Below are 20,265 nucleotides of genomic sequence, written 5' to 3' on the forward strand. Positions count from 1 at the left end.
GGTTCTCCTTCAGATGGTGGTTTGCTGGCTGGCTGGCTGGGTCTCAGGCGACGCGTTCGCGGGCCGGGGCCCGGGAAGCGGCGGCCTCGGCGGCCTGCGCCGCCTCGCGGCATGTGGCGCACACCCCCTGGTAGACCACGTCGGCAACCTGGATGCTCATGCCGTGCGAGTCGGAAGGCGACAGGCAGGGTGCGTGGCCAACCGCGCACTCCACGTCTTCGATCCGACCGCAAGACATGCACACCGCATGGTGATGGTTGTCGTCCACGCGCGTCTCGTGCAGAGCTGCGGAGCCTGGCGGGGTGAACCGCCGTAGCATCCCCAGCGCCGTGAGGTCGTTGAGCACGTTATAGACGGATTGCATGGACATTTCCGGCAACTCATCGCGCACCCCGGACACCACGGTGTCGGCGGAGGAATGCGGATGTGTCTCCAGGAAGCGGAGCACGCCCAGGCGCTGGCGCGTGACGCGCAGCCCGTGGTCGTGCAGTTGCTTCGTGTAATCCATGTCTCCCATTCAACGCGTTATTTTGATGAAGTCAAGATAGGGCAGGCTAAGTTTGCGCTCGGGCAAACACCAGGCGATCCGGCCCCGGGCCCGCCCGCGGCGCCGGCGTTGACGCGGCTACAATCATGCGGTGGCCCGACTCCTTGCCGACCTCGCGCCGTTGCGCGTCAGCCCCGCCTTCCGACGGCTGTGGCTCGGCAACGCGCTCTCGGCCGTCGGCAGCCAGTTGACGCTCATCGCCGTCAGCCTCGAGGTCTACAAGCTGACCTCGTCGAGCTTCCATGTCGGCCTGCTCGGGCTCTTCGCCCTGGTGCCGCTGGTCCTCACGGGCCTCTATGGCGGGGCAGTTGCCGATGCGTACGACCGGCGCAAGGTCGCCCTGGGCTCCGCAGTCGTGTTGTGGTTTGCGACGGCGGCCATCGCCGCCCAGGCTTGGCTGCAACTGGACAATGTGTGGCTGCTCTACGGGTTGATCGCCGTGCACTCCGGGGCGACCGGCATCAACCAGCCGACCCGGGGCGCCATCATCCCCGCACTGCTGGGTGCCAAGCTGCTTCCCTCGGCCAACTCGTTGAACATGGTAACGTTCGGCATCGCGATGATGGTGGGGCCCCTCCTGGGCGGAGTCCTCGTCGCCCAGGTCGGTTATGCCTGGACCTACACGATCGACGTCGTCACATATCTGGCGGCAGTGGTCTCCGTCTATCTCCTTCCGTCCCTGCCGCCCCGTGGCGGGGTTTCCCGGGCGGGCTTCAAATCCGTGGTCGAGGGTTTCGGCTTTTTGGCCGGCCAACCGAACCTGCGCATGACCTTCCTGATCGACCTGACGGCGATGATCCTCGCCGCGCCACGTGCACTGCTGCCTGCCATCGGTGCAGTGCTGATCGGTGGAGGTGCGACCACCGTGGGGATCCTGCTGGGGGCCACCGCGCTCGGTGCGTTCCTGACCGGGCTGTTCTCTGGCCCCTTGGCGTCCATCCATCGCCAGGGGGTTGCCGTCTTCTGGTCCGTAGCCGCCTGGGGGATCAGCATCGCGGCCTTCGGCGCGGTCGTCCTCGGTGCCGTCCGCGCGGGACCGGCCCCCGCGGATGGCAGTTCTTCCGGATGGCTCTGGGCTGCAGCCGCCTGCATGGCTGCGGCAGGCATTTCGGATGCGATCAGTTCCGTCTTCCGGACCACGATCCTGCAGACGGCAACACCCGACCACCTCCGCGGTCGCCTCCAAGGTGTCTTCATCGTCGTCGTCGCCGGCGGTCCGCGCGTCGGCGAATTGTTTTCCGGAACGCTGGCCGGTGGCGTGGGCGAGGGGTGGACGTTGCTGGCCGGCGGCCTGGCCTGCGTGCTGGTGGCCACGCTGCTGATGAGGTTCACCCCGGGCTTCCTGCGCTACGACGCGCGGAACCCGGTGCCATAGAATGGATGGGACCGGTGCCGCCGCGTCCCCGGTGCGGGTGTGATCCGCGGCGCAACCGGAACACCATGCGCGCATGAGTCGTTATGCAGGGAACCCACCGTGATCACGGATGGGCGGAGCACTACCAAGGAGTGGAACCCGGTGCACAACCATTTCAACGGTGTCAAGACTGCAGCCCTGCTCGGGGGCATGTTCGCCCTGCTGCTGGTCATCGGATCGCTGATTGCCTCCGGGACCGGAAACTCGGCATTCATCTGGATCTTCGCCCTGATCGGGCTGGGCACGACGGCCTACGGTTACTGGAACAGCGACAAGATCGCCATCAGGTCCATGCAGGCCTACCCGGTCTCCGAACAGGAACAGCCGGCCATGTACCGCATCGTGGGTCAGCTCTCGCTGAGCGCGGGCCAACCGATGCCGCGCCTCTATGTCTCACCGACGGCCGCGCCGAATGCGTTCGCCACCGGCCGCAACCCGCAGAATGCCGCCGTCTGCTGCACCGAGGGCATCCTGAACCTGCTGGATGAACGCGAACTGCGCGGTGTTCTCGGCCATGAGCTGATGCATGTCTACAACCGTGACATCCTCACCTCCTCCGTGGCCGCCGCGGTGGCCGGCGTCGTGACCTCGGTTGCCCAGTTCATGCTCTTTTTTGGCGGTGGAGACCGCCGCAACGCCAACCCGCTGGCCATGATCGCCACCGCCCTGCTGGCACCCCTGGCTGCATCGCTGATCCAGATGGCGATCAGCCGCACCCGCGAGTACGACGCCGACGAAGACGGGGCGACGTTGACCAACGACCCGCTGGCCCTGGCTTCGGCCTTGCGCAAGCTCGAGACCGGTGTCCAACGGGCGCCGCTGCCGGAGGAGCAGCGCCTGGTCAACACCTCGCACCTGATGATCGCCAACCCGTTTCTGGGGGGAGCGAAGAAGCTCTTCTCCACGCACCCGCCGATGGCCGATCGCATTGCCAGGTTGGAGAAGATGGCCGGCAGGCCGCTCGGCTGACAATTCGCGGCCAGAACACCAGCACGCCCCGGAGGAGGAGCCCGCGGCCGGGCCGTGCCACCGTCGCAGTCGTGCGGAACGGCGGATCGGCCGGCCCCTTGCCTGTCCATTCCCACCATCGCAGGAGGTGTGACGCGGCACGACATTCATTTGGTCATTGCGCAAGACGGGCGTAACGTCAGCAAGCAAGGCAAGCCTTGCCTGAACCTGACCGACCACACGGAAGCCCACCATGATCGCGAATTTCCTGATCGGCCTGCGCGAAGGACTAGAAGCCGTCCTCATCGTGGTCCTCTTGCTCGCCTACCTCCGCAAGACCGGCCGCCAGCATCTGGTTCCCCGCATCATGCTCGGCGTGGCGGTCGCCGTGGTCGTTTCCCTCGCCTTCGGTGCGCTGCTGACCTTCGGGCCGCGGGGCCTGACCTTCGAGGCGCAGGAAGCCATCGGCGGAGGGTTGTCCATCATCGCGGTCGGATTCGTCACGTGGATGATCTTCTGGATGGCACGCACCTCCCGCTTCCTGGCCGGCAATCTGCACCACAAGGTCGATGCCGCAGCCGACGGTAGCGCCTGGATGCTGGTCATCGTTGCCGCCTTGTCCGTCGGTCGCGAGGGCTTGGAAACGGCGCTGTTCATCTGGGCCGCAGCCCGGGCCACTGGCGAGACCTGGCAGCCGATCGTCGGCGCCGCCGCCGGCCTGGCCATCGCCGTCGCCGTGGGGGCGCTGATCCACCGCGGCGCCATCCGGGTCAATCTTTCGGCCTTCTTCACCTGGACCGCCGCGGCGCTGATCATCGTCGCGGCTGGCGTGCTCGCCTACGGCATCCACGACCTCCAGGAAGCCGGATTCCTTCCCGGCCTCAACCACCTCGCCTTCAACGTCTCGGCGGCCATCCCGCCATCGAGCTGGTACGGCACCCTGCTCAAGGGCATCTTCAACTTCTCCCCGGCGACCACGTGGCTCCAGGCCATCGCCTGGACCGCCTACGTCGTCCCCGTGTCCTATTTCTACGTCCGCGGTTTGCGTGGCCGGACGTCATCCGTCCGCGGCATCAAGACGGCCGCCAACGCCTGAGCCGCCGGCCCACCCACCGAACCACCACCACCACCACCGAGGAACCCCATGACCCGAAACCGCCCGCTGACCGCCCTGGCGGCCCTCGCCGTGGCCTCGCTGGCCCTGGCCGGCTGCACCGACAACAACAGCGCCGACGCCGCCGCCGACGGTGCCATCGGTGTCAGCAGCACCGCCGATGCCTGCACCGTCAGTACCGACACCGCACCGGGCGGGACCATGAAGTTCACGGTAAAGAACGAGGGCACCCAGGTCACCGAGTTCTACCTGCTCGCCGAGGACGGGCTGCGCATCGTGGCAGAAGTCGAGAACATCGGCCCGGGCCTGAGCCGCGACCTGGTCGCCACCGTGCCCGAAGGCAAGTACTTCACCTCCTGCAAGCCGGGCATGGTCGGTGACGGCATCCGGTCCGTCTTCACCGTGACCGCGCCGCCCGCCGGCGAGGAGGTCAGCGCCGACCGCGCCGCACTGCAGAAGACGGCGACGACCCAGTACGCCAGCTATGTGAAGGACCAGTCCGAACAGCTGCTGGCAGGAACCCGGAAATTCGCCGCAGCCTACGCGGCGGGGGACGAGGCGCAAGCCAAGGACCTCTACGCCACCACGCGCACGCACTGGGAACGCATCGAACCCGTTGCCGAATCCTTCGGCGACCTCGACCCCATCCTCGACGCCCGCGAGGCGGATCTTGAAGACGGTCAGAAGTGGACGGGCTGGCACCGGGCCGAAAAGGACCTGTGGCCGCCGAAGACCGGGTACACCGCGCTCAGTGCCAAGCAGCGCACCGTGCTGGCCGAGCACCTGGTCGCCAACACCGAGGAGCTTACCCACCGCACGAAGTCCGTCGAGTTCTCGGCCGACAAGCTCGCCAACGGCGCCAAGGCCCTCCTGGACGAGGTCGCCAGCGGCAAGGTCACCGGTGAGGAGGAGATCTGGTCGCACACCGACCTGTGGGATTTCCAGGCCAACATCGACGGCGCGCGCATTGCCTATGAGGACCTCCGTCCGCTGCTGGCCGAGAACGACAAGGACTTGGACGCCACCCTGGAGAAGAACTTCGCCCAGCTGCAGGAACTGCTCGACCAGTACAAGCAGGGGGACGGCTTCGTCTCCTACACGGACCTCAGCAAGGCCCAGGTCAGGGAACTCAGTGCCGCCGTGGATGCCCTGGCCGAACCGTTGTCCCGGCTAACCGCCGCAGTCGTGAAGTGACCATGGATTCCCAGCACGACGGCGGAACCCCCTCCGCGGAGCCGGCTCCATCGCGGAAGGGACTGAGCCGCAGGTCACTGATCACCGTGGCAGGCATCGGCGGCGTGGTCGGCGCCGCCGCAGGTGCGGCCGGTGCCGAGGCCCTGGACCGCCGGGCCGCAGGGCAGCCGGCCAACGACATCGTGCCCTTCCGCGCGGAGCACCAGGCCGGCATCGACACCACGGCGCAGGACCGGATGCACACGGCAGCCTTCGACGTCAGCGCCCCGGACCGCGACGGGCTCATCTCATTGCTGAAGGACTGGACCGCGGCCATCGAGCAGATGACCGCGGGCCAGCCCGTCGGCGGGCCCGGAGGGGCGACCGGCGGAGTATACGAGGCACCGCCGGAAGACACGGGCGAGGCGCTGGGTCTCTCGGCCAGCCACCTGACGGTCACCGTCGGCTTCGGCCGGACGCTGTTCGCCCGGGACGGCAAGGACCGTTTCGGAATCGCCGATCGGCTCCCCGGGGCGCTCATTGACCTGCCGCACTTCCCGGCGGACGCGCTGGAGGAGGCCCGCAGCGGTGGTGACCTGGTGGTGCAGGCCTGCGCCGATGACCCGCAGGTCGCCGTGCACGCCATCCGCAACCTGGCCCGGATCGCCTTCGGCCGGGCGACGGTCCGCTGGAGCCAGATCGGCTTCGGCCGCACCTCCTCGACCTCCCGTGACCAGGCCACCCCGCGGAACCTCTTCGGCTTCAAGGACGGAACGGCGAACATCAAATCGGAGGACTCCGAGGTGCTGGCAGAGCATGTCTGGGTCTCCGGTGCCACGGGCGCCGAGTCGTGGATGAACGCCGGCACCTACATGGTCGTCCGCCGCATCCGGATGCACATCGAAACCTGGGACCGCACGTCGTTGCGGGAACAGGAGCAGGACATCGGACGGACCAAACGGGACGGGGCGCCGCTGTCGGGCGGCACGGAATTCACCGAGCCCGACCTGGCCATGCGGGGCAACGCTGGGCCGCTGATCCCCGCCGACTCCCATGTCGCCCTGGCCCATCCGAGCCGCAACAAGGGTGTCCAGATGCTGCGCCGGGGCTTCAACTACACGGACGGGTCCGACGGGCTGGGCAGGCTGGACGCCGGGCTGTTCTTCATTGCGTTCGTCGTTGACCCCCGGACCCACTACGTGCCCATGCAAACTGCCATGGCCAAGCACGACCTGCTGGCCGAATACCTCAGGCATACCGGCTCCGGCCTGTTCGCCGTGCCACCGGGCCTGCCCGGCTCTGGCGGCTACCTGGGCGAGACGCTTTTCGCGGCCTGATCCCGCCGTCGCCGCACTCCCCGGCCAGTTCCCCAAGCGCGAACACCGCGCCCCGAGCGCGGCGCGGTGTTCGCGGGTGGAGCGGTGTCCGGTTCAGCGCATGTTCACGAATTGCAAGTCGGCATCCTCGAACTTGCGCAGCAGCTCCATGGTCGCCTGGAGGTCGTCCCGGGACTTCGAGGAGACGCGCAGCTCGTCACCCTGGATCGTGGACTTCACGCCCTTGGGGGCCTCATCCCGGATGAGCTTGTTGATCTTCTTCGCCACGTCCTGGGCAATGCCCTCCTTGATGGAGGCCTCGATGCGGTACTCCTTGCCGGAGGCAAACGGCTCGCCGGCATCCAGGGACTTCAACGAGATCTTGCGCTTGACCAGCTTGGACTGGAAGACGTCCAGGACCGCGTTGACGCGCTCCTCCGAGTTGGCCTTCATCAGGATGGTGTCGCCGCTGAAGTCGAGCTCGGCGCCGATGCCCTTGAAATCGTATCGCTGGGCGATTTCCTTCTGGGCCTGGTTCAGTGCATTCGAGACTTCCTGGCTGTCGACCTTGCTCACGACATCGAACGTGGATTCGCTGGCCACGGGTCCTCCTCGGTAGGTTGCTGTTTGTCCAACAGCCTATCCGCACCGCAGCACGCGGGCACGTCCGGCTGCGCGACGACGTCCGGCATGGGCGGGCACGTGGCGGTTCGGGCGCCGATTCGATTCCTGGCCAAAACTTCGGTAAAGTTTCTACTCGTTCCACGCGGAACGTTCGGCAGATTACCCGAGCGGCCAAAGGGGGCTGACTGTAAATCAGCTGGCATTGCCTTCACTGGTTCGAATCCAGTATCTGCCACACCCGGTCCCGGCCAGGACCGACAAGAACCCCGGACTCACCAGTCCGGGGTTTTTGCTTGCCCGCCGGACGGTTCAGGCGGCCAGTTCATTGCCGACCTGCCGGACGTAGACGTCCCACAAGATCAGGTGCGCATCGCGCGATGCATTCATGACGGCGTCGTAGTGGGCCCACTGCCACGCGGTCGCCCCGTTCGAGTCCGGGGGAGCGGACGGGCAATCGCCGGGGGTGCGCCACCCCGCCCCCGTCCAGATCGCCTGGATCTGGCCCGCGCTCGTGGCGGCGGAGGTGGCATCGTCCAATGGGCGCGGCAACCGCATGCGCCGTTGGATACGCGGAGCCTCACCCACTGCAAACAACTCGGAAGCCGATACCTCCATCACGTTCGGCAGCAGGCGCTGATAGGCATCGGCCAGGTCCAGGCTCATCCGGATGGACTCACGCAGGAGCTCGCCCTCGATCACGAACAACAAGGTGCAGCGCGGCATGTGGTCCTCCTCAGGTGTGCCGAGTGTGCATATGCCGAGCCTAGGCGGGCCTCCAGGCCGCGCGACAGGGGCCCGCAGCACTGTGGATAACTGCGCGGGAGAGGCCGCGGCGGGAGACATGAAGCGGTAGGGGCGACTACCGTGGAGGCATGGCTACCATCGACATCACCGAAGACCAGTTCCAGCAGACCATCGAAGGCAACGACATCGTCTTCGTCGACTTCTGGGCCTCCTGGTGCGGACCGTGCAAGCAGTTCGCGCCGGTCTTCGCCCAGGCAGCCGAAAAGCACGCCGACATCGCCTTCGCCAAGGTCGACACCGAGGCCGAGCAGGGCCTGGCCGCCGCGGCCGGCATCACCTCCATCCCCACCCTCATGGCCTTCCGTGACCGTGTGCTGGTCTTCTCCCAGCCCGGGGCCATCGGTGCGGCGCAGTTCGACGACCTGATCGAGGCCGTCAAGGGGATCGACATGCAGGAAGTGCACGCGCAGCTGGCCGATCAGTCCCAGGGCAACTAGCCGGGCACCAGGGGGCGCACCGCCGTCGGAACCGGGCCCGGACGGCTGGTATGTTGTGGATCACATACCTGTTCGAGACCCATGAAAGGTGCCATCCATGTCCCCTGAAGACAACGTGGCAAATGTTGAGTCCTACACGCATGGGGGAACTGATCCCGGCGTCCTGACGGAGACCATCGGGGCGAACTTCCGGGCGACGGCTGCCCGTTTCCCGGACAGCCAGGCACTGATCGAGGTGGCGACCGGGCGTAGCTGGACCTATGCGGAACTGGACCGCATCACGGACGAGGTAGCCCGCGCCCTGATCGGTATTGGTGTGGGCCCCGGTGAGCGCGTGGGGATCTGGAGCCCCAACTGCGCCGAGTGGACGATCCTGCAGTACGCCACCGCCAAGGCCGGGATCATCCTGGTCAACGTGAACCCGGCGTATCGCCTCGAGGAACTCTCCTTCGTGGCCGCGCAGTGCGGGATGCGCGCCCTCGCCGTGGCTCCCTCGGATGCGCAGAGCGACTTCACGGGCATGGCTCGCACCGTCGCGGCCCAGGACAACCCGCTGCGCGAACTCATCCATTTGCCGGCGCCCGAAGGCCATGCCGCGGGGCAGACCGGAACGGTGGGCGGGGACGTGCGCGAATTCGACTGGGACGAACTGCTCGACCAGGCAGCAGAGGTGTCGGCGTCCCGGCTCGAGGAGGTCCTGGCCTCCCTGGACACCCACGACGCCATCAACCTGCAGTACACCTCGGGCACCACCGGCTTCCCCAAGGGTGCCACCCTGAGCCACCACAACATCCTGAACAACGGCTTCCACATCGCCGAGATGCTCTCCTACACCGAACGGGACCGCGTCGTGCTGCCCGTGCCGTTCTTCCACTGCTTCGGCATGGTCATCGGCAACCTCGCGGCGCTCTCGCACGGGGCGGCCACCATCCTTCCCGGACGATCATTCAAACCAGCGGAAACGCTGCGGGCCGTGCAGGAACACCGCGGAACGAGCCTGTACGGGGTGCCGACGATGTTCATCGCCGAGCTGGCCCTGGCGGACTTCGCCGACTACGACCTCTCCACGCTGCGCACCGGGGTGATGGCCGGATCGACCTGTCCCGTGGAGGTCATGGAGCGGGTCATCTCCGAGATGAACATGGGTGAGGTCGCCATTTGCTATGGCATGACCGAAACCTCCCCGGTGTCCACCATGACCCGGACGGACGATTCCCTGGAACGCCGGACCCAGACGGTGGGGCGGACGATGCCGCAACTCGAATCCAAGGTCGTGGACCCGGTCGGCGGCGGCATCGTGGCCCGCGGCGCGGTCGGTGAACTGTGCACCCGCGGCTACGCCGTCATGAAGGGGTACTGGAACGAACCGGAGAAGACCGCCGCGGCCATCGACGCCGACGGCTGGATGCACACCGGCGACCTGGCCTCCATGGATGCGGACGGCTACGTCCGGGTCGAGGGCCGGATCAAGGACCTGATCATCCGGGGCGGCGAAAACGTCTCCCCGCGGGAGATCGAGGAGTTCCTCTACCGCCATCCGGACATCCAGGACGTGCAGGTCATCGGCGTCCCCGATCAGAAGTACGGGGAGGAGATCATGGCCTGCATCATCCTCAACGACGGCGCCGCCGAGATGACGCTGGAGACCGTGCGGCAGTTCTGCACCGGGCAGATCGCCCACTTCAAGATCCCCCGCTATGTCCAGATCCGCAGCAGCTTCCCGATGACGATTTCCGGGAAGATCCGCAAGGTGGAGATGCGCGAGGAGGCCGTCCGGCTGGTCGCCGGCAGCTGAACCGGGTCCGGCTCAGCGGCCGCGGTGATCCAGCGGCGCCAGCCGCGGGCCGAACATGGGCTTGCGGAACCCGGTGAGGCCCACCAGGCGGACCACGCGCTGGCGGTGTCCGGCATAGGGGGCCAACAGTTCGAGCATCCCGGCGTCATCGGTGGCCCGGCCGGTCAGGGCATGGCCGATGTAGGCGGCCAGGTGGAAGTCCCCGACCGATACCGCATCCGGGTGGCCGTGGGTGCGCTGCAGGGTCTCCGCAGCGGTCCAGGGGCCGATCCCCGGGATCGACTGCAGTTTCCGCCCCGGGTCCTCCTCCAGGGCCACGGCGCCGAGCCGGTTGATCCCGGAAGCCGCCTCGGCCGCGCGCAACAGGGTACGACGGCGGGAGTCATCCACGCGGGCCGCATGCCAGTCCCAGCCGCCGATGCGCCGCAGCCGGTGCGGGCCCGGGGCGATGGCCATCCTGGCCGGCGCGGGCCCCGGGGCCGGTTCGCCGAACCGCGACGCCAGGTACCGCCACGCGTGGCGTGCCTCGATCGTGGTGACCTTCTGCTCGAGGATGACCGGCACCAGCGCGTCGAAGACCCTCCCGGTGGCGGGCAGGCGGATCCCCGGGTTCCGCCGTCGTGCCTCGGAGATCCACCGGGGCAGCAGGACCCGCGGGCCGGCGTCGAACCCGGACCAGTCGTCCCCGGCACCGAGCATTCCCGGAGCCGAGGCGATCGCCGAAACCGCCCCCGGGCCCCAGGCCCGCAACCGCACCGCGGGGCCGGCGGCCTCGTCGGCCGGGGCCGGTTCCACGGTGGCCAGCAGTGTCGCCGGGCCTCCGTCGCTGGCGAAGCACAGCCAGGCCCGGTCGGCCCCGACGCGGGTGCACGGGTCATGGGTGCCGCGCTGCAGCACACCCAACGTCGAGCGCAGGTCGAACCCGGCCGGTGCGCTCCAGGTGTCCTCGGCGTCCGGTGCGTCCACGGGCCCACCCGGCCGCAGCAGGTCGGCGGCCGCCAGGGGGGTGCGGCGCGTGGAGGAGGTCATCCATCGATGATCCCACCTGGTGCCGACACCGTGCACACCCTCACGCCCCCGACGATGACCCCGGGTTTCGTTCGACCGGGTGCGGGCCGGGCGGCGGCGGTAGAGTCGTTCCCATGAAATACGCTGAATCCGTCCTTGAACTCATCGGCAACACCCCGCTGGTCAAGCTCTCGAAGGTCACCGAGGGCATCCGCGCCACCGTCCTGGTGAAGCTCGAATACTTGAACCCCGGGGGGTCCATCAAGGACCGCATCGCGCTGAAGATGATCGAGGAGGCGGAGAAGTCCGGCGAACTGCAGCCCGGCGGCACCGTCGTCGAGCCGACCTCGGGCAACACCGGCGTCGGGCTGGCCCTGGTGGCCCAGGCCAAGGGCTACAAGACCATCTTCGTCACCCCGGACAAGGTCGGTGAGGAAAAGCGCGACGTGCTGCGTGCCTACGGCGCCGACGTCGTGGTCACCGCCACCTCGGTGGCCCCCGATTCGCCCGATTCCTACTACGGGGTCTCGGACCGGCTGGTCCGCGAGATTCCCGGCGCCTACAAGCCCGACCAGTTCAACAACCCCGCAGCCCCGGACAGCCACTACGAGTCCACCGGGCCCGAGATCTGGAACGACACGGATGGCCAGCTGACCCACGTGGTCATCGGCGCCGGCACCGGCGGCACGATCACCGGCACCGGCCGCTATCTCAAGGAGGTCTCCGCCGACCGCGCCTCCGGGCCCGTGAAGGTCATCGGCGCGGACCCGGACGGCTCCGTCTACTCCGGCGGTGGCGGCCGGCCCTACTTCGTCGAGGGCGTCGGCGAGGACATGTGGCCGGGCAACTACGACCCGTCGGTCCCCGACGAGGTCATCTCCGTCACCGATGCCGACTCGTTCGCCATGACCCGCCGGCTGGCCCGCGAGGAGGGCCTGCTGGTCGGCGGCTCCTCCGGCATGGCCGTCGTCGCCGCATTGCGTGCGGCGAAGGACCTGGACGAGGACGACGTCGTCGTGGTCATCCTGCCCGACGGCGGCCGCGGGTACCTGGGCAAGATCTTCAACGACACCTGGATGAAGTCCTACGGTTTCACCGCCGACGGCGAGGAGGCAACCGTCGCCGACGTGCTGGCCGCCAAGGCCGCGGGCCTGCCGGAGCTGATCCACACCCACCCGGGGGAATCGGTGCGCGACGTCATCGACATCATGAACGAATACGGCGTCTCCGTGCTCCCGGTCCTCTCCGCCGAGCCGCCCGTGCGCCTGGGCGAGGTCGTCGGCGCCGTCGACGAACGCACCCTCACCGCCCACCTCTTCGCCGGCGAGGCAACCCTCACGCAGGCCGTCGAGGAGCACGTGGGCGAGCCCATGCCGCTGATCGGCGCCCGGGAGTCGATCGCCGCGGCCCGCATCCGGCTGCAGGACGCCGACGCCCTGCTGGTCACGCGCGACGGCGGCCCCGTCGGGGTGCTGACCCGCCACGACCTGCTGAACCACCTGACCCACTGACGTAACCACACCCAGCGAAAGGGAGAACACCCATGAGCACCCAGGGAATCGGCTTCAACACCCGCGCCATCCACGCCGGACAGGCGTTCGAACCCCACACCGGCGCCGTCGTGCCGCCCGTGCACTTCTCCACCACCTACGCCCAGGACGGCATTGGCGGGCTGCGCAACGGCTACGAGTACGGCCGCGGCACCAACCCCACCCGCGACTCGCTGCAGGAACAGCTCGCGGCGGTGGAGAACGGCACCCATGCCTTCACCTTCGCCTCCGGGTTGGCCGCCGAGGACTCGCTGATCCGCGCACTGATGCGCCCGGGGGACCACATCGTGCTCGGCAACGACGCGTACGGTGGCACCTACCGGCTCATCTCCGGGATCTTCGGCGACTGGGGCATCGGCAACACCCCGGTGGACATGGCCGACCCGCAGGCGCTGGCCGCCGCGATCGCCGCACAGCAGACGCGGCTGGTCTGGCTCGAGACCCCGTCGAACCCGATGATGAAGATCACCGACATCGCAGCGGTCGCACAGGCCACGCACGACGCCGGGGCCCTCCTGGTCGTGGACAACACCTTCGCCACCCCCTACCTGCAGCAGCCGCTGGACCTGGGCGCCGACATCGTGGTCCACTCCACCACCAAGTACATTGGCGGGCACTCCGACGTCGTCGGCGGCGCGGTCATCGTCAAGGACGCCGGCCTGGCCGAGAAGATCGGGTTCCTGCAGTTCGCTGCCGGGGCGGTCAACGGCCCCATGGACGCGTTCCTGACCACCCGCGGGCTGAAGACCCTCGGCGTGCGCATGGACCGGCACTCCGAAAACGCCCAGGCCGTGGCCGAATGGCTGCAGGGCCGGCCCGAGGTCGAGAAGGTCCTCTACCCGGGCCTGCCCGACCATCCGGGACATGAACTGGCCCGGAAGCAGATGAAGCGCTTCGGCGGCATGGTCTCCGTCCAGTTCACCGGCGGGGAGGCAGCCGCCCGCACGATCGCCGAATCCACCCGGGTCTTCACCCTGGCCGAATCCCTCGGCGGCATCGAATCGTTGATGAACTACCCCTCGGAGATGACCCACGCCTCCGTGAAGGGCACCGAGCTGGCCGTCCCGGAGAACCTGCTGCGCCTGTCCTGCGGCATCGAGGACGTCGAGGACCTGATTGCCGACCTCGAACAGGCCTTCACCCGGCTGTAGGCCGAAAACGCCGGGGCCATGACCTCGGCGGATGACGCCGGCCCCCGGCCTGCGCCCGAGGGGCGGCAGGCCGGGGGCCGGCTCTTTCCGGGACCTACAGGCCCAGCGTCGCGAACTTGGCGGCCCGGCGCCGCCGCCGCGCCCCGGCCGGCACGGCGGCCGCCACGGAGAGCTCGTACTCGATCGCCACCGCCAGGCCGGCGCAGAAGCCGCGGGGATCCACCGCGGCCTCGCGCTCCTCGGGGACGATGTGGTCGACCAGCCCGATCCGGTGTAGCGATGCCACGTTGACGCCCTGCTCCGCGGCCAGCTGCGGGGCATGGGCGGCGTCCCGGTACACGATCGCGCTGGCGCCCTCCGGCGGCAACGGCGACAGCCAGGCATTCTCGGCCGCGACCACCCGGTCGGCCGGCAGCAGGGCCAGTGCCCCGCCGCCGGAGCCCTGCCCGAGCAGGACCGCGACGCTGGGGGCAGCCAACCCGATGAGGCTGTTCAGCGACCGGGCGATCTCCCCGGCCAAACCACCCTCCTCGGCCTCGGGGGAGAGGTCGGCACCGGCGGTGTCGATGACGGTCAGCAACGGCAGCTGGAGCTCCTCGGCCAGCTGCATGCCCCGGCGCGCCTCGCGCAGCGACCCGGGACCCATCTCCGGGCCGCCGTGCCGGGGCCGCTGGTGGCCCAACACGATGCACGACTGTGTGCCGAAGCGGGCGAGGGCGAGTCCCAGTCCGGGATCGTTTTCGCCTTGGCCGGTGCCGTTCAGCGGCAGGGCGTCATCGGCACCGGCCGCCAGCAGCCATCGCAGGTCCGGGCGGCGCGGGAGCCGGGAGATCTTGATGGACTCCCAGGCGTCCAGCGTCCCGGGTCGCGCGCTGGCACTGGCCGGAACCGGGAGGTTCCCCGCCGGCTGGGTCGGCAGCAGGATCCGCAGGGCCCGGTCGATGATGTCGGGGAGGTCCTCCGGGGGGACCACCGCGTCGATGAGTCCACACCGGTAGAGGTTCTCCGCGGTCTGCACTCCATCGGGGAAGGGACGGCCGTACAGGGTCTCGTAGACCCGCGGGCCGAGGAACCCAAGCAGGGCACCCGGCTCTGCGACCGTCATGTGCCCCAGCGAACCCCAGGAGGCCATCACGCCGCCGGTGGTGGGGTGGCGCAGGTAGACCAGATAGGGCAGGCCCTTCTCCTTGTGCCGGCGCACGGCGTCGGTGATCGCCACCATCGAGAGGAACGCCAGGGTCCCCTCTTGCATGCGGGTTCCGCCGGAGGCGGGCCCGGCCAGCAGCGGCAGCCCCTCGGCGGTGGCCCGCTCGACGGCCTCGGTGATCCGTTGGGCCGCGGCGCGGCCGATCGATCCGGCCAGGAAGGTGAACTCGGAGACGATCACGGCCACCCGGCGGCCTCGGATCCGGCCTTCCCCGGTGAGCACCGATTCGTCGTGGCCGCTCTTGGCGCGCGCGGCTTCCAGATCGGCGGTGTACTTCGCCCCGGCCTGCGGCTGTTCGGCGGGGGCGTCCCAGGAGCGGAACGATCCCTCGTCCAGCACGATGTTCAACAGGGCGGTTGCCGTCAGCCGCCGCGTGGTCGTCGGTGCCATGGCTAGGCCCGGGGTCCGGTGGCGTCATCGTCACCGGCGGCCAGCCAGGAGCGGATGGATGCGGCGTCGGCGTCGAGGCCGGGGGGTGCAGTGTGGGCGGTGCGGGTCCGCTCCTCGGCGGTCTCGGCGTCGAAGAAGCGCAGCGGCGGGCCGGGCAGCGTGATGTTGCCCAGTACCGGATGCTCCACGTCCAGGAGCAGCCCCTGGGACTTCACCTGGTCCCAGGCGTAGACCTCGTCGAGCGTGCGGACCTTGCCGGCGGGCACCCCCGCCTCGTTCAGCTTGTCCAACAGGCTGGCCGGATCGTAGGCGCTGAAGGCGTCCTCGATGACTCCGATGAGCTTGTCCCGGTGCGCGACGCGGTCGGCGTTGGTGGCGAAGTCCGGATCGGCGGCGTCGATGCCGAAGGCGCCGGTCAGCGCCTTCCAGAGCTTGTCGCTGCCCACGCTGATCTGGACGTTGCCCCCGCGGCAGGCGAACAGGCCGTACGGGGCGATCGAGGGGTGGTGGTTGCCCTGTGCCCGCGGGACTTCCCCGGCCACGGTGGCGCGGGTGCCCTGGAACGCGTGGACCCCGACAACGGAGGCCAGCAGCGAGGTGCGCACGACCTGGCCGCGGCCGGTCTTCTCGCGCTCGAGCAGGGCGGCCAACACGCCGTACGCCCCGTACATGCCCGAGAGCAGGTCGGAGATGGGCACGCCCACCCGCTGCGGGTCATCGGGTCCGGACCCGGTCAACGACATCAGACCGGCCTCGCCCTGGACGATCTGGTCGTAGCCGCTGCGTTTCGCCTCGGGACCGTCGTGGCCGAAGCCGGTGATGGAGAGGATGACCAGGCGCGGGTTGATCCGCTGCAGCTCCTCCATCGAGAAGCCCAGCCGGTCCAGCACCCCGGTCCGGAAATTCTCCAGCAGGGCATCGGAGCGGTGGATGAGCGCCGTGAGCGTTTCGCGTCCCTCGTCGGACTTCAGGTCCAGCGCGATGGATTCCTTGTTGCGGTTGCACGAGAGGTAGTAGGTCGCCTGCCGGTCATCCTCCGGGCCGACGAACGGCGGGCCCCAGCTGCGGGTGTCATCACCGGTGCCGGGGGTTTCCACCTTGATGACGCGGGCGCCGAGGTCCCCGAGCATCATGCCGGCATGCGGGCCGGCCAGGGCTCGCGTCAGGTCCAGGACGGTGTAGCCGGCCAGGGGGCCGGTGGAAGGGGCGGGGGCCGTTGATGATGCAGTCGTGGGGTTCACGAAGGCTCCTTTCGGGGCGGGGAAGAGCGGGGGAAACAGGCCCGGGAGGGCCCACGGTGGGTCCTCCCGGGCAGCGTATCGCGAGCGGTCAGAGCCAGCCGGGGACGACGAGCGTCACCCAGGCCAGCACCGGGCCGACGACGACGACGATGCCGCCGTACGCCAGGATCTGCTTGTAGAACCTGTCGGCGTCGATGCTCTCGGGCGCATTGGCGAGCACCAGGGCGCCGTTGGTGGAGAAGGGCGAGACGTCGACGACGGTCGAGGCGATGGCCAGGGCGCAGACCACCCCGACGGCGCTGACGGCACCCGAATCCAGGAACGGGATGGCCAGCGGGATGAGGGCCGCCAGGATCGCGGTGGAAGAGGCGAAGGCGGAGACCACGGCGCCGATGTAGCAGATCATCAGCGCGGCAAGCATCGGCATGCCCATCTGGGCGACGCCGTCGGAGACGTAGGTGATGGTGCCCGCCTCCTCCAGCACGCCGACGAAGGTCAGCATGCCGCAGATCAGCAGGACGGTGGACCAGCTGATCTTGTTGACGGCGCCCTTCTGCGCCTGCGGGGACACCAGGGCGAGGATGACGGCGATGGTGATGGAGACGAATCCGACGTCGACCTTGAATCCCAGGGCGATGACGGCCAGGGCGATGAGGCCGATGACGGTGGCGATCTGCGGGAAGGTGACCGGGCCTGCTGCGGCACCGGAGGGGCCGTCGCCGGCGGGGTCGCGGGGGCCGTAGGTGCCGCTGCCGGCACCCTTGTAGTCGACGCCTGCGGCGCGGGAACCGACCGAAGCGCCCATGCGGGCCTCGGAGACGCTTTCTGCGAAGTGCGCGACGCGGCTGCCGGCCAGGGCCTTGCCACCCAGGACGAAGTAGAGGATGACGGCGATGACGGTATTGAAGATCAACGAGCTGAGGAACAGAGCCGTGGGGCTGAAGTCGAAGCCGGTGTCGGCAATGAGCCCGTTGACGATCACTCCGTAGACGGCGATGGGGGAGAACCCGCCGGCCTGGGCGCCGTGGACGATGAGCATGCCCATCATCAGCGGGTTGATCTTGTACCGGGCGGCGAAGCCCAGGCCGATGGGGGCCATGATGGCCACGGCGGCCGGGCCGAGGGCGCCCACGGAGGTGATGACAGCGGTGATGATGAACATCACCCACGGGATCAGGGCGATCCGGTTGTCCACGAGTTTCACGGCCTTGCGGATCAACAGGTCGATGGTCCCGTTGCCCTGGGCGATGGCGAACAGGTAGGTCACCCCGACCAGTGTCAGGAACAGGCCGCCGGGGAACTGGGCGAGGATGTCCTTGGTGTCCATCCCCAGGAAAAGCGCCCCGAGGACGAAGGCGCCGACGAAGGCGAGCGCGCCCATGTTGATGGGCAGCACCGTGGCGAGCAGGAACATCACCGCCAACACGATGATGGAAAGGATCGGAGCAGACATGGGGGGAGCCTCCAGAAGTTCGGGTGCGGGTGCGGGTGTGCAGTTCGTCACTCTCAGTGGCCTAGCCTCCTAGACCCTCTGTCACTTTGTCAATAGGATGTCGTGTGTACTGTGGGGGAACACGACGAGGAGGTGCACCATGCGGGACCCGGGCAAGGCGACGACGTTGGGCAAGGTGGCGCGTCCGCGCCTCTACGAACAGCTCATGGAGCAGATCCTCGGCTACGTTGAATCCGAGCAGCTCGGGCCCGGCGACCGGCTCCCGGCCGAACGAGACCTGGCCGACCAGCTCGGGGTCTCGCGCGCCACGCTCGCCCAGGCGCTGGTCGCCCTCGAGGTCCTCGGTGTCATCGACGTCCAGCACGGCACGGGTGCCGTGCTGGTCTACCGGCCGAGCATGGCGGCGCTGTTGCGCAAGCTCCGCGAACACCAGAACCGCCTGCCGGAAATCGTCGAGGCGCGCAGCACCCTGGAGGTCAAGCTGGCCGCGCTGGCGGCGGAACGGCGTACGCCGGAGGATCTGGCCGCGATCGACGAAGCACTGGCGGTGATGGCCGACGAGATCGCCCGGGGCGAACGGGGCGTCCACGGCGACGAGCTGTTCCACCAGGCCATCACCGCGGCCGCCCATTCGGCGGTGCTGGCCCAGATGATGGGCTTCATCGGGGAGATGATCCTGGAGACCCGCATCGAATCACTGGGCCAGCCCGGACGCCCACAGATCTCGCTGGCGGCGCACCGGGGCATCACGGAGGCCATCCGTGCCGGGGACCCGGACGCCGCCGCCGCGGCCATGGGCGGGCACATCGCCGTGGTCTCCGACGTGCCCCTGCTGCACTAGGCGACCGGCAGCTTCCGGTCCACGACGACGGGAAGGCGGGTTTCGGCGTCGTACTCCATGACTTGGCGGCCACCGATGAACACGCGCAGGGCCCGCTGCATGACATCCAGCGGGTCGCCCGACCAGAGGACCAGATCGGCGTCCTTGCCCGGTTCGATGGAGCCGATGCGGTGCTCGAGCCCGAGGACCCGCGCCGGGTTGATGGTGATCGAGCGCAGGGCCGCCACGGGGTCCAGCCCCTCCTTGATGGCCAGCGTGCACTGGTGGACCAGGAAGTTGATCGGGATGACCGGGTGGTCGGTGATGATGGAGATCTCCACACCGGCGTCGTGGAGCTTGCCGGGGTTGGCCAGCGAGCGGCCGCGCAGCTCGACCTTGGACTTGGTGGTGAACAGCGGACCGATGAGCACCGGGATGTTGCGTTCGGCGATGACGTCGGCGATCACGTGGGCCTCGGTGCCGTGGTCCAGAACCAGGTCGTAGCCGAACTCCTCGGCCAGGCGCAGGGCGGTGGCGACATCGTCGGTGCGGTGGCAGTGCTGGCGCCACGGGATCTCGCGGCGCAACACCATCGCCAGGGCCTCCATGCGCGGGTCGATGGCGTCCGGGTCGGCCTTGGCCATGTAGTTCCGGGCCTCAATGAAGGCCTTGCGGATGACCATCGCGGTGCCCAGGCGGGTGGACGGGGTCTGCTTCTTCTCCCCGTAGATCCGCTTCGGGTTCTCGCCGAGGGCCGATTTCAGGCCGCTGGGGGAGCGCAGGACCATCTCGTCGATATAGCGCCCGTGCGTGTGGATGGCCACGGCGAGCCCGCCCACCGGATTGCCCGAGCCCGGGTTGACGTTGACCGTGGTCACACCGCCGGCCAGGGCGTCGTCAAAGCCGGGATCGAACGGGTCCACGGCGTCGATCGCCCGCACGGCGGCCATGATCGGGTCGGTCATCTCGTTCACGTCCGCTGTCGAGCCGGACTCGCCCTCGGGGTGCATGCCCAGGTGCACATGCGCGTCGACGAAGCCGGGCAACAGCCACTGGCCGCCGCCGTCGAGGACCTCGGCGTCGTCAGGTGCCTGGACGTCGGGACCACAGGCCTCGATCTTGCCGTCGCGGACGATGACCGACCCGTCGTACGGATCCCCTTCGATCGGGACGACGTGGACGTTCGTGATGGCCAGCAGACTCATGGTGGGAGCCCTTTCGAAAAGACGGGGTGGATGTCCCGAGCCTATCGCTGCGCGGTGATCCATCCCAC

The 20,265-nt window shown here is 68.7% G+C and carries 18 protein-coding genes and 1 tRNA gene; 11 read left to right on the forward strand and 8 right to left on the reverse strand.

The window, feature by feature from the left end; genetic code table 11:
* Positions 1–43: 43 nt before the first annotated feature.
* Positions 44–517 (reverse strand): Fur family transcriptional regulator, encoded by a 474-nt coding sequence (locus AC1MEQ_RS14695; RefSeq protein WP_479791709.1) that lies wholly within the window; start codon positions 515–517, stop codon positions 44–46.
* Positions 518–638: 121 nt separating this feature from the next.
* Here AC1MEQ_RS14695 and AC1MEQ_RS14700 point away from each other — a divergent pair, with 121 nt between their 5' ends.
* The 5 genes from AC1MEQ_RS14700 (at position 639) to efeB (ending at position 6,533) form a co-directional block, all read left to right on the forward strand.
* Positions 639–1,922 (forward strand): MFS transporter, encoded by a 1,284-nt coding sequence (locus AC1MEQ_RS14700; protein ID WP_479791710.1) that lies wholly within the window; start codon positions 639–641, stop codon positions 1,920–1,922.
* Between the two features lie 141 nt (positions 1,923–2,063).
* On the forward strand, positions 2,064–2,930 hold the full coding sequence (gene htpX, locus AC1MEQ_RS14705; RefSeq protein WP_479791711.1) for a zinc metalloprotease HtpX: 867 nt from the start codon (positions 2,064–2,066) through the stop codon (positions 2,928–2,930).
* A gap of 232 nt (positions 2,931–3,162) precedes the next feature.
* Entirely contained in the window at positions 3,163–4,005 is an 843-nt protein-coding gene (gene efeU / locus AC1MEQ_RS14710; RefSeq protein WP_479791712.1) for an iron uptake transporter permease EfeU, read from the forward strand.
* A gap of 48 nt (positions 4,006–4,053) precedes the next feature.
* Complete coding sequence (efeO, locus tag AC1MEQ_RS14715) at positions 4,054–5,217, forward strand: iron uptake system protein EfeO (protein WP_479791713.1); 1,164 nt, start codon at positions 4,054–4,056, stop codon at positions 5,215–5,217.
* 2 nt (positions 5,218–5,219) lie between these two features.
* Positions 5,220–6,533, forward strand: a complete 1,314-nt coding sequence (gene efeB, locus AC1MEQ_RS14720) for an iron uptake transporter deferrochelatase/peroxidase subunit (RefSeq protein WP_479791714.1) — start codon at positions 5,220–5,222, stop codon at positions 6,531–6,533.
* Positions 6,534–6,626: 93 nt separating this feature from the next.
* Here efeB and AC1MEQ_RS14725 read toward each other — a convergent pair whose 3' ends face one another.
* On the reverse strand, positions 6,627–7,115 hold the full coding sequence (locus tag AC1MEQ_RS14725; RefSeq protein WP_479791715.1) for a YajQ family cyclic di-GMP-binding protein: 489 nt from the start codon (positions 7,113–7,115) through the stop codon (positions 6,627–6,629).
* Between the two features lie 174 nt (positions 7,116–7,289).
* Here AC1MEQ_RS14725 and AC1MEQ_RS14730 point away from each other — a divergent pair.
* Positions 7,290–7,371 (forward strand) — tRNA-Tyr (locus tag AC1MEQ_RS14730).
* Between the two features lie 74 nt (positions 7,372–7,445).
* On the opposite strand, the gene AC1MEQ_RS14735 is transcribed toward AC1MEQ_RS14730, so the two are convergent.
* The gene (locus AC1MEQ_RS14735; RefSeq protein ID WP_479791716.1) at positions 7,446–7,859 is read right to left on the reverse strand and encodes a hypothetical protein; all 414 of its coding nucleotides are present in this window, start codon (positions 7,857–7,859) and stop codon (positions 7,446–7,448) included.
* A 149-nt stretch (positions 7,860–8,008) separates the two neighbouring features.
* Between AC1MEQ_RS14735 and trxA the strand changes: the two genes are divergently transcribed.
* On the forward strand, positions 8,009–8,377 hold the full coding sequence (trxA, locus tag AC1MEQ_RS14740) for a thioredoxin (RefSeq protein WP_479791717.1): 369 nt from the start codon (positions 8,009–8,011) through the stop codon (positions 8,375–8,377).
* A gap of 97 nt (positions 8,378–8,474) precedes the next feature.
* Positions 8,475–10,172 (forward strand): AMP-binding protein, encoded by a 1,698-nt coding sequence (locus AC1MEQ_RS14745; RefSeq protein ID WP_479791718.1) that lies wholly within the window; start codon positions 8,475–8,477, stop codon positions 10,170–10,172.
* 12 nt (positions 10,173–10,184) lie between these two features.
* Here the strand turns inward: AC1MEQ_RS14745 and AC1MEQ_RS14750 are convergent, their stop codons facing one another.
* Positions 10,185–11,201 (reverse strand): DNA-3-methyladenine glycosylase family protein, encoded by a 1,017-nt coding sequence (locus tag AC1MEQ_RS14750; protein WP_479791719.1) that lies wholly within the window; start codon positions 11,199–11,201, stop codon positions 10,185–10,187.
* Between the two features lie 113 nt (positions 11,202–11,314).
* Here AC1MEQ_RS14750 and AC1MEQ_RS14755 point away from each other — a divergent pair, with 113 nt between their 5' ends.
* Both AC1MEQ_RS14755 and AC1MEQ_RS14760 read left to right on the forward strand, forming a co-directional pair.
* Entirely contained in the window at positions 11,315–12,691 is a 1,377-nt protein-coding gene (locus AC1MEQ_RS14755) for a cystathionine beta-synthase (RefSeq protein WP_479791720.1), read from the forward strand.
* 32 nt (positions 12,692–12,723) lie between these two features.
* Positions 12,724–13,881, forward strand: a complete 1,158-nt coding sequence (locus tag AC1MEQ_RS14760; RefSeq protein ID WP_479791721.1) for a cystathionine gamma-synthase — start codon at positions 12,724–12,726, stop codon at positions 13,879–13,881.
* A gap of 94 nt (positions 13,882–13,975) precedes the next feature.
* Here the strand turns inward: AC1MEQ_RS14760 and AC1MEQ_RS14765 are convergent, their stop codons facing one another.
* From AC1MEQ_RS14765 to AC1MEQ_RS14775, 3 genes are all read right to left on the reverse strand, one after another.
* Entirely contained in the window at positions 13,976–15,478 is a 1,503-nt protein-coding gene (locus tag AC1MEQ_RS14765; protein WP_479791722.1) for a carboxyl transferase domain-containing protein, read from the reverse strand.
* A gap of 2 nt (positions 15,479–15,480) precedes the next feature.
* Complete coding sequence (locus AC1MEQ_RS14770) at positions 15,481–16,719, reverse strand: CaiB/BaiF CoA transferase family protein (protein WP_479791723.1); 1,239 nt, start codon at positions 16,717–16,719, stop codon at positions 15,481–15,483.
* An 88-nt stretch (positions 16,720–16,807) separates the two neighbouring features.
* On the reverse strand, positions 16,808–18,172 hold the full coding sequence (locus AC1MEQ_RS14775; RefSeq protein WP_479791724.1) for an SLC13 family permease: 1,365 nt from the start codon (positions 18,170–18,172) through the stop codon (positions 16,808–16,810).
* Between the two features lie 139 nt (positions 18,173–18,311).
* On the opposite strand from AC1MEQ_RS14775, the gene AC1MEQ_RS14780 reads away from it, so the two are divergent.
* Positions 18,312–19,013, forward strand: coding sequence for a FadR/GntR family transcriptional regulator (locus tag AC1MEQ_RS14780; protein ID WP_479791725.1), 702 nt, complete (start codon positions 18,312–18,314; stop codon positions 19,011–19,013).
* Here the strand turns inward: AC1MEQ_RS14780 and AC1MEQ_RS14785 are convergent.
* A complete protein-coding gene (locus tag AC1MEQ_RS14785; protein ID WP_479791726.1) occupies positions 19,010–20,197 on the reverse strand; it encodes an amidohydrolase in 1,188 nt (395 codons plus the stop codon). The genes AC1MEQ_RS14780 and AC1MEQ_RS14785 overlap by 4 nt on opposite strands.
* Between the last annotated feature and the right edge of the window lie 68 nt (positions 20,198–20,265).

This window comes from Arthrobacter sp. ASL1 (genome assembly GCF_056680475.1).